18 protein-coding genes are annotated in these 11,965 nt (G+C 66.4%); all 18 read right to left on the reverse strand.

Going from position 1 to position 11,965, the window contains the following annotated elements:
• Window positions 1-4: 4 nt before the first annotated feature.
• The 18 genes from MRBLWH11_RS01925 to MRBLWH11_RS02010 all read right to left on the reverse strand — a co-directional run bounded on the left by MRBLWH11_RS01925 (window position 5) and on the right by MRBLWH11_RS02010 (window position 11,866).
• Complete coding sequence (locus MRBLWH11_RS01925; RefSeq protein ID WP_116634152.1) at window positions 5-610, reverse strand: hypothetical protein; 606 nt, start codon at window positions 608-610, stop codon at window positions 5-7.
• Window positions 610-1,281, reverse strand: a complete 672-nt coding sequence (locus MRBLWH11_RS01930; RefSeq protein ID WP_243408861.1) for a hypothetical protein — start codon at window positions 1,279-1,281, stop codon at window positions 610-612. Before MRBLWH11_RS01930 ends, MRBLWH11_RS01925 begins: the two co-directional genes overlap by 1 nt.
• Before the next feature lie 114 nt (window positions 1,282-1,395).
• On the reverse strand, window positions 1,396-2,037 hold the full coding sequence (locus MRBLWH11_RS01935) for a hypothetical protein (protein WP_116634151.1): 642 nt from the start codon (window positions 2,035-2,037) through the stop codon (window positions 1,396-1,398).
• A gap of 3 nt (window positions 2,038-2,040) precedes the next feature.
• Window positions 2,041-2,742 carry a hypothetical protein gene (locus MRBLWH11_RS01940; RefSeq protein WP_116634150.1) on the reverse strand — a complete coding sequence of 234 codons (702 nt, stop codon included), beginning with the start codon at window positions 2,740-2,742 and terminating at the stop codon, window positions 2,041-2,043.
• Between the two features lie 97 nt (window positions 2,743-2,839).
• Window positions 2,840-3,718 carry a hypothetical protein gene (locus MRBLWH11_RS01945; RefSeq protein ID WP_243408809.1) on the reverse strand — a complete coding sequence of 293 codons (879 nt, stop codon included), beginning with the start codon at window positions 3,716-3,718 and terminating at the stop codon, window positions 2,840-2,842.
• An 86-nt stretch (window positions 3,719-3,804) separates the two neighbouring features.
• On the reverse strand, window positions 3,805-4,983 hold the full coding sequence (locus MRBLWH11_RS01950; RefSeq protein ID WP_341946481.1) for a hypothetical protein: 1,179 nt from the start codon (window positions 4,981-4,983) through the stop codon (window positions 3,805-3,807).
• 7 nt (window positions 4,984-4,990) lie between these two features.
• Window positions 4,991-5,734, reverse strand: a complete 744-nt coding sequence (locus MRBLWH11_RS01955; protein ID WP_116634148.1) for a hypothetical protein — start codon at window positions 5,732-5,734, stop codon at window positions 4,991-4,993.
• 13 nt (window positions 5,735-5,747) lie between these two features.
• Window positions 5,748-6,032 carry a hypothetical protein gene (locus MRBLWH11_RS01960; RefSeq protein WP_116634147.1) on the reverse strand — a complete coding sequence of 95 codons (285 nt, stop codon included), beginning with the start codon at window positions 6,030-6,032 and terminating at the stop codon, window positions 5,748-5,750.
• Window positions 6,029-6,385 (reverse strand): hypothetical protein, encoded by a 357-nt coding sequence (locus MRBLWH11_RS01965; RefSeq protein WP_116634146.1) that lies wholly within the window; start codon window positions 6,383-6,385, stop codon window positions 6,029-6,031. The genes MRBLWH11_RS01960 and MRBLWH11_RS01965 overlap by 4 nt, the downstream gene beginning before the upstream one ends.
• A 3-nt stretch (window positions 6,386-6,388) precedes the next feature.
• The gene (locus tag MRBLWH11_RS01970) at window positions 6,389-6,586 is read right to left on the reverse strand and encodes a hypothetical protein (RefSeq protein WP_116634145.1); all 198 of its coding nucleotides are present in this window, start codon (window positions 6,584-6,586) and stop codon (window positions 6,389-6,391) included.
• A gap of 97 nt (window positions 6,587-6,683) precedes the next feature.
• The gene (locus tag MRBLWH11_RS01975; protein WP_116634144.1) at window positions 6,684-7,133 is read right to left on the reverse strand and encodes a hypothetical protein; all 450 of its coding nucleotides are present in this window, start codon (window positions 7,131-7,133) and stop codon (window positions 6,684-6,686) included.
• Complete coding sequence (locus tag MRBLWH11_RS01980; RefSeq protein WP_116634143.1) at window positions 7,133-7,558, reverse strand: hypothetical protein; 426 nt, start codon at window positions 7,556-7,558, stop codon at window positions 7,133-7,135. The genes MRBLWH11_RS01975 and MRBLWH11_RS01980 overlap by 1 nt, the downstream gene beginning before the upstream one ends.
• 193 nt (window positions 7,559-7,751) lie before the next feature.
• A complete protein-coding gene (locus tag MRBLWH11_RS01985; RefSeq protein ID WP_133192774.1) occupies window positions 7,752-8,072 on the reverse strand; it encodes a hypothetical protein in 321 nt (106 codons plus the stop codon).
• A 35-nt stretch (window positions 8,073-8,107) separates the two neighbouring features.
• On the reverse strand, window positions 8,108-8,722 hold the full coding sequence (locus MRBLWH11_RS01990; protein WP_116634141.1) for a hypothetical protein: 615 nt from the start codon (window positions 8,720-8,722) through the stop codon (window positions 8,108-8,110).
• The gene (locus MRBLWH11_RS01995; RefSeq protein WP_243408860.1) at window positions 8,722-9,393 is read right to left on the reverse strand and encodes a hypothetical protein; all 672 of its coding nucleotides are present in this window, start codon (window positions 9,391-9,393) and stop codon (window positions 8,722-8,724) included. The genes MRBLWH11_RS01990 and MRBLWH11_RS01995 overlap by 1 nt, the downstream gene beginning before the upstream one ends.
• Window positions 9,394-9,505: 112 nt before the next feature.
• Entirely contained in the window at window positions 9,506-11,215 is a 1,710-nt protein-coding gene (locus tag MRBLWH11_RS02000) for an ABC transporter substrate-binding protein (RefSeq protein ID WP_116634139.1), read from the reverse strand.
• Window positions 11,216-11,225: 10 nt separating this feature from the next.
• A complete protein-coding gene (locus MRBLWH11_RS02005) occupies window positions 11,226-11,450 on the reverse strand; it encodes a hypothetical protein (protein WP_116634138.1) in 225 nt (74 codons plus the stop codon).
• Window positions 11,451-11,572: 122 nt separating this feature from the next.
• Complete coding sequence (locus tag MRBLWH11_RS02010; RefSeq protein WP_279303202.1) at window positions 11,573-11,866, reverse strand: WXG100 family type VII secretion target; 294 nt, start codon at window positions 11,864-11,866, stop codon at window positions 11,573-11,575.
• Window positions 11,867-11,965: the final 99 nt, after the last annotated feature.

Raw genomic sequence — 11,965 nt, forward strand, 5'->3', positions numbered from 1 at the left:
GATCCTAGTTATACACGTTTCCGAGGACGTCCCGTATCTGCACGGGCGGCTCCTTGCCATTGGCGTGGTCGATCACGGATTGCGGTATGGGGTCGGTCTGTACGGGTACCTCGAGAACGGGCTGCCCGCTAAGCACATCGGGGGAGCCCGCGATGGGGGTACCGGGTGGGTACTTGTTCAGCAACTCATCGATGTACGAGTTGGCCGTCTCGGGTCGTACGCTGTCGAGCTGAGTGTTCTTGCGCGACACGATCTCCTCACCCGGCAGATACGAGTCCAGGCGCTTACCGTTCCCCAAGGTGACCTCGTTCTGGGGATAACGATGGTGGTTCTGGTAGTTGAACTGGTCCCCCTCTGCCATGCGGCGACGCCAGAATGGAAGGTCGTCGCGGTCCAGACGTTCGTTCAACCAGTCAGGATTCCGGTCCCGCACGATCGGCGGGTTCCCCGGCGCGCCGTCGAACCGGTCCTGGCCCCGCACGCGGACGCCGACGTCATCGACGTGCTTGACGATGTTGTCGGCGAGCTGGTGCAGCTTGTCCTTCGCGTGGGCGAAACCCTTCAACACCGACTGCTTCACCTCACGGATGATCGGCTTGATCGCACTCATCAGTCATCACCCCCGAAGTCCAACGCCTCGAACTCCGCGAAGAAATTCGACGTCAACGACTGGATATCCGACCCATGCAGCTTCATCGTCGACTGCGCATCATCCAACGCCTGCAGATCCGCATAGAACTCATCCGAATCCCCGATGTTCCCCTCCACCATCGGCGCATCCAGGATCGCATCGATCACCGCCGGCAGCTTCTCCGCCATCGGCTCGATCAACATCGGCGCCAACTGATTCAACAACTGCTCCACCGCGATATCCACCGCCGCATTCAACAGCTTCTTCTTGATCAACAGCATCGGCCCCGCACCCGCCGCCGTGATCGGGTTCGTGAGCATCGCCACCAACGTGATCAACGTCGACGACACATCGACGATCACCTTCATCTTCAACGCGAAGATCGCATCCGCACCCACATCCATCGCCGTCGCCGCCGGCGGCATGATGTCGATCAGCTGCTGCAGATTCTGCGAACGGTTCGCGTTCCACGCAGACATCGTCGCCGGACCCGTCTGCCCCCGCAGCGCCCCACCCAGGTCCCCGTTCACCTGACGATCCACCGCCTGGATCACATCCTCCAGATCCGACCCGAAGTTCCGCACCAGGGTCGCCCCCTTACGAACCTCGTCCTCATCGATATCCGGCCACTCGAAACCCAGCTTCTCCATCACCCAGACAAGCTCATTCGGCAACATCATCCCCACAGCGACACCTCCTGCACAGACTGTACGTGGCAGTCACTCGTCCACACCATGGGTAGCGCTCCCCCGACCAGGGAAGGATCATCTCCCGTCGGGACGCTCGATCTCGACGCTCATGAAGCGCGAGCCGGGGATCGACGTGACCTCGAGGGTCGCCCCGTCGAGGGAACCCGGCGCCAGCCCGAACCGCGCCTCCAGCTCGCCGTTGCTCAGACCACGCAGGTCGCCTGCCTCGCTCGCAGGTGCGAGGAAGCGCATGTCTCCCTGCGCCGTCTCGCCGTACTTGTCGGGGCTGTCCTGACCGATCGCGTCCTCGTACAGCTCCTCCAGCAGCTGTTTCGGCGCTTTCTTCGGCACGCCCTTCACCTCGTCGAGCACCTCGCCGGGAAGCCCTCGGACGTCCTTGCCCAGCGAGGTTCCCAGATCGCGGGCGGCGTCGTAGTCGGGGTCCGCGTGCTTCGGCACGTACCCGAGCGTCTCGAGACCGCGCCGCACATCCTCCCGGATGTCGTAGTCCTTCGCATGCGACGTCGGCGGCTTGCCGTCTCCGCGATGCCGCGGCTCGTCGTCGACGTTCCGCCGATCCCACCCGCGGATGATGTCGGCATCCGCACGATGCTTGCCGCCGCGTTTGCGGAAGGCGCTCGAGAACCCCTGCTTGAACTCGTGCCCTGCACCGTCCACCGCGTCGACGAGGTCATGCATCAGCTTCTTCAAGGTCATGGGTCAGCTCCCCGAGATCTGCAGGTTGGCGATGTCGGCGAGCAGCCGATCGGTGAGGTCCTCCACATCGGCCGCGTGCGCGTCCATGTCAGATGCTGCCTGGTCGAGCGCATCGAGGTCGGCGAAGAACTCGTCGACGTCTCCGATCGTCCCCTCGACCACGGGCGCGTCCATGAGTGCCATGACCAACGTGGGGACCTGCTCGGCGAGGGGTTCGATCGCCAGCGGGAGCACCTCGTCGATGACCTTCTCGAGCGTGATCTCCATCGCCATCGAGAAAAGCTTCTTCCGCGCGATGATCAGCAGCGCAGCCCCGCCCGCCCCGAAGGGGCCGGCGGCGAGCAGCGGGATCAGTTGGGCGAGGGTGACCGTGACGTCGACGATCACCTTCACCTTCAGCGCGAGCACGATGTCGGCGGCGATGTCGATGCCCACGGCCGCAGGCCCCAGGATGTCGAGCAGCTGCTGCACGTTCTCGGAGCGGTTGCGGTTCCAGCCGGTCACGTGCGCCGTGCCTGCCTCGCCGCGCATCGCAGACGCCAGCTCGCCGTTGATCCGACGATCGGCGGTCTGCACGAGCGACTCCATGTCGTCGCGGTAGGCGCGCACGTAGACGGCGGCCTTGTGCACCTCGTCCTCATCGATGTCGGGCCATTCGAGGCCCAGCTTGTCCATCACCCAGATGAGCTCGTCCGGCAGCATCATTCCCACGGCGACCACCTCCGGCCCCGACGCTACCCAGGGGCGGATGCCGACGCGATGGGGAGATCAGCCCATCGCGCCTCAGCCCATCGGCCGCCCCTCAGGAGGTGCGGGGCGCCTCGCCCGGCACGAAGTACCGCAGCGGAGACAGGCCTGTGCGGACGATGGCATCGCCACCGGCCTCGAGGAACTGCGCCATCGTGGCCACGCTGAGTTGCGTGCCTTCGCCGGAGCTGTCCGCGATGATCACGTTGTCGACCACGGGAAGCAGCGACGCGACGCCCTTCGGCCACGCGGCGAACGTCGTCGTCACGCCCGTGTCGAGCACACGGATCTTCGGGTCGATGTAGCGCACGTCCGGACGCTGCAGAGCCGCCGTCTGGGCTTCGTACACGCGCACGCTGAACAGACGGAGCACGCGTTCGAACCGCATCTCGAGCGCCGGGAACCTCTCGCGCCACGGGAACGGCGCCCAGCCCTCGTCGGTGAGCGCGATCGGGTGCGCACTGACGAGGGGAGTGCCTGCGTCGTAGAGCTCCTCGGCGAGATCGAGCACGCGCACAGCGGCCGACTCATCGTCCGTCCCGACGATCGCGAAGCGATCGCGCGCGAGCCCGAAGACGACCGGCGCGCCCGCGATCCGGGCTCCTTCGAGCCGCGACGGATCGATCAGAACGGCGGATGCCGTCGCCTCGTCGTCGATGACGATGAGGCCTTCGGCGGCCTCCGGGAGGGCGCCTGCTGCGGCGACCGCCGACGCCACGACGTCGGGGAACGGCCGCGACCACCCTTCGGCCTCGCCCTCAGTGACCGCGGTGCGGTCTCCCGCCCGGTCGAGCCCCACGAAGAGCTCGCCGCCGGCGTACTGGACACGAGGGTGCGCATCCCCCGGCGCGGTGACCGCGAGGACCCCGAGCTCGTTCGCGCCGTAGACACGCGGGACGACGTTCACGTCCGCTCCCTCGAATGCCATCGACATGCGTTGCGGTCCTCTCCTCGGGTTCTCATCAGACTATCCGGCGCCGGTCACGTGCCGAGCCGGCCGCCGACCGGCTCACGCGTCGCTCACCAGGACGATGCCAGGGACACGACGTCCGCCCAGGACCAGGCGACGTCGATCGGCTCGTCGAGCGGTCGTTCCAGAGCGTCGGGCGATGCCACCCATCCGCTCGGCACGATGTGGAGCGCATGGGTGAGAGTGCCGGCATCCGGGTCTCCCGAGACGACGAGGACCACCGCGAGACCCGGCTCCGGCCGCCAGGCGCCCGCACGCGTCGCCCCGGCCGTCACCAGCTGCGATCGATACGAACGCTCCCCCGACGGCGGCGCGTCCGCGAGGTCCAGGCTCACCCGGCTCCCTGCGCGGTGCTCGATCGCCCACCGGACGCTGTTCGACAGCTCCACCAGCTCGGCACGCACATCCGCCTGATACTCCAGGGCCGCGCCCTGCGCACCGAGCGGGACGATGGTCGCCGCCCCGCGCTGCAGCACCGGAACCCGAGATTCCATGACCCCGTCGGTGGCTCTGCCGCGATGCAGGATCCCGTCGACGACGTCCATGATCTGGCGGGCCGAGGCGAGCACGACGGCTCCTGTGCGCAGCGACGCCTCCCCGAACACGTCCTCGGTCGTGAGCGGTGCCGCGCCGCGGGCACGGCTGCGCGCGTAGAGCTCGGCGGCTTCCCGAGGGCCGAGACCCGCGAAAGCCGCAGCGTCGAGATCGTCGGAGTCCCGCAGGTCGAGAACAGTGTCGACAGTGGGGGCCGGCCGCTCGATCCGCGCTTCTGGAGCGGATCGGAAACCGGTCACCTGGTCGTCCTCGCTGCGCGGAGCGATGGTCTCGATCCGCATCGCCCCGCCGGGATACGCGTCCCACTCGACCTGATAAGCCGTCGGGCCCTGATCGCCGTCCTGTTCGAACCGCGCCTCACCGCCGGCCATCCGCACCCGATCGCCGTCCTGCACCCAACGCTCGCTCCGCACGCGGCGACCGTCTGCGGCGTACTCGTTGACGACGTAGTCCCGACCGCGCCGGGCCGTGAGCGACCAGGGCACGACGTCTCCCGCGTCGTGCGCGGGGAGCAGGTGAATCTCCTCCCCGGTTGCCCATCGCATCTCGGCATCCTGGGCGCTGATCTGCGGCACCCCCGCTGTCCGGCCGAGCCGGTCATCGAACGGATGCAGCACGACCGTGCCGTCCGGAAGGCCCGCGTCAGCCGGGTTCTGCTTCTTGCGGAAGATCATGGCGCGGTCACCGCAACTCGTAGTTGCCGCCGAACGTTCCCGGCCAGGATGCCGGGCCGCCGCCGCCGTTGCGCGATCCGGTGGCGGTGTCCGGCATGGTGATCACGCCTTCGGGCACACCCGTCGGAAGATAGCCGCCGGGCAGCCAGTTCTCGTTCGCGCCGTTCTCGCGACCCGACGGAACGGTGAGTCCGTTGAGCTCATCCGGCGAGAAGTGGCGGATCTCGATCTGGAGCGGGTTGCCGTCCTCGTCGCGCAGCGATCCCCGATCGAAACCGAGCAGATCCTCGAGCTTGTCGGTGTCGTGACCCGCCTCGTTGAGAACCCGGTCGAGGTCTTCGGTCGGGAAGACGAAGGCATCGTGGTCGGCCTGCGCCGGCCCGTAGTTGTTGAGGGAGTCGGACACGTAGATGCGGCTCGCGCCGTTGTCGAACCGAGCGAGGTGCCGGTCGATGTAGTCCTTGCTCAGGTAGTCCTCGGGGTCAGGACGGTCGCTCTTGTGATCGTGGTCGAACCGTCCGCCGGGGGTGTAGTCGCCCGGCTGGGTCGACGAGTTCCGGTCCCATCCCCCGCGCAGCGCCCACGGCGCGTCCCTGCCCTCGAACTTGTCCTGGCCGCGCACCCGCTTCGCGACGTCGTCGACGTGGTTGAGCATGTTGTCGGTCAGCTGGTGCAGCTTGTCCTTCGAGTGGGCCATGCCCGAGAGGACCGCCTGCCTCACCTCGCGCATGATCGGCTTGATCGCGCTCATCGGTCGTTTCCCCTCATTTGACCTGATACGTGTAGTAGTTGCCGAGTTTCCTGATCGCGGCATCCGACAGCTCCGGATGCCTCTCACGCATCACGCGTTCGAGCTCGTCACCGATCTCGCTGAGGGACATGCCCGCCCAGTCGATCCGGGTGCTGATCGTCTCGTCCAGCATCGCACGTACCTGCTCACGGACCCCAGTCGAGCCGTATCGTGCCTCGAAAGCGGCCTCGTTCTTCCCCGGATAGTTCGTGAGGTGCACCACGATGGCTTCGCTCAGATCTGTGTTCTGGTCCGTCACGGCCGGGTTCCTCTCGCACCGTACGCGGCGTCGTAGGCCGCGAGATAGTCGCTCCCCAGCCGCAACCGCACGTACTCGTCGATGGCCTTCAGCGCTTCCCGAACCTGGTCCCGAGTGCCGCGGATCGACAGCCGCTGCCCGAGGATCTCGGACACCGATGCATCTCCGCCCAAGAGGATGCCGAATCCCCAGTTGCCGCTGCCGTAGTCATCGTATGAGCCGCGCACGGCGAAGGCGTCGTACAGGACGAAGGTCAGTTCGACATCCGACCTCTTGTACCGCTTCGTCGCAGCGGGGAGATGCGCGCGAACGAGGTCGAGCACATCGTCCACCGTCATGTCGTCATGCGGCATCTCTCACTCCTCCGTCGCAGCCGGGTTCGGGAAGTCGATACCCAGCGCCTGCTCGAGATCATCGAGGTCAGGAAGCTCGCGTCGTGCCTGGTCGCGGGAGATGACCCGGGGGTAGCTGAAGGCGCCGACCTCCCAGTAGGTGCCGCAGGAGCGGCAGCGACGCACCTCTGCCATGAATTCTTCGCTCTCGCCGATCGTCACGGCGCGCGCCTCCGGCGCGTATGTCGCCCAATACCCCGAACAGACCTCGCAGGCACCCGGGTACGTCGAGTCGACGTGCGCTGTCACGAGTCCACTCTCATGGTCGGCGTCTGTCGGTCTGGCCTGATCGGCGTAACGGCTCCATACGTTCTCGTTGCGCCGCCATCTGCTCGGCGAAGGTCACGATCTCGTCGAGCGCCGCGGCCGCGAAGGTCACCACCGGCTCCGGTTGCGCATCTTCCAGCGATTCCGGGTGCCTGTACACCATGAGGGCGCCCGCCTCGCCCTGCATTCCGCTGGGAAAGCAACGCACCGATGCGCCCTGGACCGCGACCCTCCACCCCAGAGGCTCATACTGTTCACGCGCTCTCTCGAAAGCCCAGAACGCGTCCGCGCCCAGGCCCGTGAACACGTGCTGATCGAACTCGACGGAGACCGCGTACTCCCTGCCGTTGGGGCGATCGAAGTCCTGCACTACGGCAACCGTCGCGGGGACAGAGACATTTCCCGCAGCAGCGATGATGCCGCCGTAGGTCAGATTCTTCATCAGTCCTCATCCGTTCGCGCCCGATGTCGAATCGCCTCGTACAGCCGCTCGGTCTCCGCCCGCTGCACGGCCACCGTGGTCACCGACGCGGGATCCACCGGCGCGAACGTGTCCACGAGATCCCCCACGCTCTCGGACGTCATCCGATACGCGCGCAGACCGCCGCCCTGATCACGAGCCATGCCGCTGGGCCAGACGTCGATCTGCGCACCCGCTACGCCGATCCGCCAGCCGAATGGCTCGAGCTCTTCCCGCACGAGACAGAGCGCCTCGAAGGCGTCGTCCGCGCGTGCTTCGGCCGTTCCGAATCCGGAACCGCGTACCTCCACGACCCAGGAGAAGGGCTCCTCGAACCGCCACGACACAGCGGCGTCTCGCACGATCCCTTCGCGCATCACCTGGATCCCGAGCGACCCTGCCGTCATGCTTTCAGGATATCTGCGGGGTTCCTTGTCCATATCCAGTTCGCTCAATTCCCGCCACTGTCGTGCGGACTCGGCGTCGATTCACTCAGTGCCGGCCTCGCTCTCCGCGGAGGCGCATGGGTCCTTTCACAGAGCGACTCTCCACGGCGCACAGGATTCCGTCACGATCGGGCTAGTCTTCGACGCGATGGCATCAGCTGCCGTAAGCAGCCTCGTGCGCGGCGAGATACTCGGGCCCGAGCCTCAGACGCGCGTACTCGTCGACGGCTTCGAGAGCCGATCGCACTTCGTCCCGAGTGCCGCGAATACCCAGGCGCCGCCCGAGAACAGTGGACACGACGGCGTCTCCGCCCAAAGCAATACTGAATCCCCAGTTGCCGCTGCCGTAGTCGTCGTACAATCCGCGGACACTGAACGCGTCGTAGATGACGAAGCCGAGTTCGACATCCGACTTCCTCACCAACTGATTCGCAGCGGGGCGTAGTTCGCCGACCAGGGCGAGGACGTCATCCACGGTCAGAACCTCGTGTGCCATTGTCATTCCTCAGGTCAGGGACGATACGCCTGCATCGTCGTCGGATCGAACACGTACCCGTTCCTCTGCAGGAAATCGAGTTCAAAGTACAGTGCGCTGCCTGGGAAGTCCTGCGGGTTGTGGGAGAATCCGATCGGTTTCCCTTCGGCCATCATACGTTCCAGGAAAGGAACGTTGAACGCATCGAACATGTCGTCGTCTGACAGGCCATTCGCATCCTTGATGCTGTCCCACTGGTCGCCGAGGCTGAAGTACGTGGCCGGGGGGTGCCGCCCCTCGGCCACATCGACGTAGCTCGAGGTGCCGGGGACGTAGTATTTGCCGAGGATCGCTTCGAGACCGTTCGGGTTGTGCACACTCTCGTCGAGGAGGTCGAGGTAGTCCTCATCGCTCATCCCCTCGGGCTTGCGGTTCCGGTTCGGCTGCCACGGGTGCGTCGAAGGACCGTTTCCGGAACCGCTGTTGCCGTTGGGGTTGTCGAACCGGTCCTGGCCGCGCACCTGCACGCCCACGTCATCGACGTGCTTGACGATGTTGTCGGCAACCCCATGCAGCTTGTCCTTCGCGTGGGCGAAGCCCTTCAACACCGACTGCTTCACCTCACGGATGATCGGCTTGATCGCACTCATCAGTCATCACCCCCGAAGTCCAACGCCTCGAACTCCGCGAAGAAATTCGACGTCAACGACTGGATATCCGACCCATGCAGCTTCATCGTCGACTGCGCATCATCCAACGCCTGCAGATCCGCATAGAACTCATCCGAATCCCCGATGTTCCCCTCCACCATCGGCGCATCCAGGATCGCATCGATCACCGCCGGCAGCTTCTCCGCCATCGGCTCGATCAGCATCGGCGCCAACTGATTCAACAACTGCTCCACCGCGATATCCACCGCCGCGTTCAACAGCTTCTTCTTGATCAACAGCATCGGCCCCGCACCCGCCGCCGTGATCGGGTTCGTGAGCATCGCCACCAACGTGATCAACGTCGACGACACATCGACGATCACCTTCATCTTCAACGCGAAGATCGCATCCGCGCCGACATCCATCGCCGTCGCCGCCGGCGGCATGATGTCGATCAGCTGCTGCAGGTTCTGCGACCGGTTCGTGTTCCAAGCGGACATCGTCGCCGGACCCGTCTGCCCCCGCAGCGCCCCACCCAGGTCCCCGTTCACCTGACGGTCCACCGCCTGGATCACATCCTCCAGATCCGACCCGAAGTTCCGCACCAGGGTCGCCCCCTTACGAACCTCGTCCTCATCGATATCCGGCCACTCGAAACCCAGCTTCTCCATCACCCAGACAAGCTCATTCGGCAACATCATTCCCACAGCGACACCTCCACAGACGACCTTACGAGTCGCGACCGCACGGTCGCGATGGGGAGAACAACCCATGAGACCGCGATCACGGAACCACTTCCCACTGCGAGACGCCGTAGGTGAGGGGGGCCGCGACACCGGTGCGCGGGGCGATACCCGTCACCGAGCGATCGATGATCGTTGCCCGGGGGTTCATCGCGATGGGCAGCGCGACAGCGGCGCGGACGATCGTCGACTCGATCTGCGCGAGAAGATCTCTCGCCTCGTACACGTCGGTGGTCTGCGCGTACTGCGCGACCAGTGCATCGCGTTCCGGATCCGTGCTCCCGGTGATGGATGCCGAGCCGTGGCCGCCCCACTGGTCGAGGATCTGCTCAGGGGTCTGCGGCACCGGCACACGGGCGATCACGGCATCCCACGCGCCGGCCGCGAGCGCAGCCTCGAAGTCCGCGCTGCCGCAGTCGGCGATGCTCCAGCCCGCTTCCGCGGCGACTTCGCCCAGGGCGACGAAGGCCCCGGTCGCGAACTCGCTCCCGGTGTCGTACAACACGCACACAGACGATCCCGCGGCGATCCCGGCGCTCTCCCGCTCCAGGGCTGCGTCGTCGGCGGGCGTGCCGAGAGCAGCAGTGAACCCGGAGTCCTCGTTGACGATGTCGTAGGCACGCGAACCCGGTGCCGAGAGCATCGACGTGGTTCCCGTGTAGGCGGTCGCCCATACTCCCGAGCCGCGCTCCGTCAGCGCCGTCGCCGGTATCGCACGGAGGAACGCGGCCCGCGCCTGCGGCTCGGTGAAGATCCCGGTCGGGTCGAGCATCAGCGCCCAGAGGGTGCCGTCGTGCCGCGTGTCGACCGTGAAGTCCTCGCGCTCGAGCTGACGGATGATCTCGCGGTTGGCTGTGGTGGGGGCCACCTGTGCGACATTCAGTCGCTCGCCGACCTCGGCCTCGGGCAGGTCGCCGGCCGGAACGAGCTCGATGCGCGCGACCTTGGGCGTCACGAGACCCCGGTAGGAGGGATTCGGCACGAGCGCGACGCTCTGCCCGTCGCCGTCGTCACTGATGCTGTCGACCCGGAAGGGCCCGCTCGAGAGCAGCAGGTCCGCCGCGAGCTTCCCGTCCTTCCCGACCTCGAAGTCGTCGTTCCACACCGCCGCGATCTTCGCGAGGGCGTCGTCGTCGCCGTCCTGGATCGCGCGGATGACGGCCTGCTTCGCCTCCATGGGATCGTCGGTGCCGAACGCCCGGTGCCCGACGACGTGAGCGGGCACGGGTGCGGTGACGGCCTGCTGCCAGCCAATGATCGGCTGCGGGTAGGTCACCTCGATGGCACGGGCGAATTCATCGAGCGCGGGCACCGCCGTCTCGACGGGCTCCGCATCGGCCGAGGCGTCGTCGCCGTCGGCATCCTCTGCGTCGAAGTAGCCGGCCGCGCCCGCCCACCCCAGCAGCAGGTCGGCGGCGTCGAGGGGGATGTCGTCCGACCAGACCGGCTCGGCGAGGTCGTACCGCACGGTGAACGGATCGTCGGAGACGATCGTGACCGAGCCGAAGCCCTCGTCCGCCACGAACTCGCCGTCCACCAGGTCGCCGAAGTCACCGCGGATCGTCTCGGCGATGTCGACGTTGCCCGGTGCAGGAGATGCCGCCGCATTCGCCGAGGTGAACGCGCCCGTCCAGCCGACGGTGATCTGCGTGTCGGGCACGACCGTCTCCGGCAGTGCCGGCGTGCAGGCGGCCAGGCCCACCGCGAGCAGCACGGCGATCGGTGCCGCGACGCGGCGCACCCCCCTCATGAGCCGACCGTCACGCGAGGTCGGTGCCGTCTTCTTCTTCGACCAGCGCGCGGAACGGCTCGCTCTCCTCGCTCTCGAGCCAGGCGCGGGCATGCTCGAGCAGCATCGCCGGCGACTCCTCCGCCTCCTCCGGCGAGCCGAACGGCCCGATGACGTCCTCCGAGGGACGCTCGTCCGCGCGCACCACCGACTGCGAGGTCAGGTTGTACCAGTAGTAGCTCTGTGTTCCGGTCATCGCTCGTGTTCCCCTCGTCTTCCCGACTGATTCTATTCGGGGCGATCCGCACACACCCCTGCACAGAGAGAGGTCGTGGGGTCGATCTTCCGATCAACCCCACGACCTCTGTGCGCGATGGTTCAGGCGCCGCCGGCCATGCTCGAGTCGGTGTCGCGGATCTGGTCCGCCATCCGGTCGAGGGCCTGGGCCATGTCGTTCACGGCCTCGGCTGCGTCGTCGAGCGACGTCGTGAGCTCCTCGTACGCCGTGGCGTAGGCGTCGGACGCGTTCTCGGTCTTGAAGCCGTCCTGCACGAGGTCGTCGATGACGCCCTGCAGCTCCTTGAGCGTGTCGGTCACAGAGCTGCGTCCGTCACGAAGTCGCGCCGCGGCGCTTTCCATCTCGCTGTACGTTGCGCCAAAATCATGGGCCATGAGAACCGCCTCCAGTATCTTCTCGTTCAGGCCGCTCGGCCTCTTACGTCGAGGTTAGCCAACGATCCCCGATGGACAAATGGGGAGCGGTGCCCATCT

It is taken from the genome of Microbacterium sp. LWH11-1.2, assembly GCF_038397745.1.
In the GTDB taxonomy this organism is placed as follows: Bacteria; Actinomycetota; Actinomycetes; order Actinomycetales; family Microbacteriaceae; genus Microbacterium.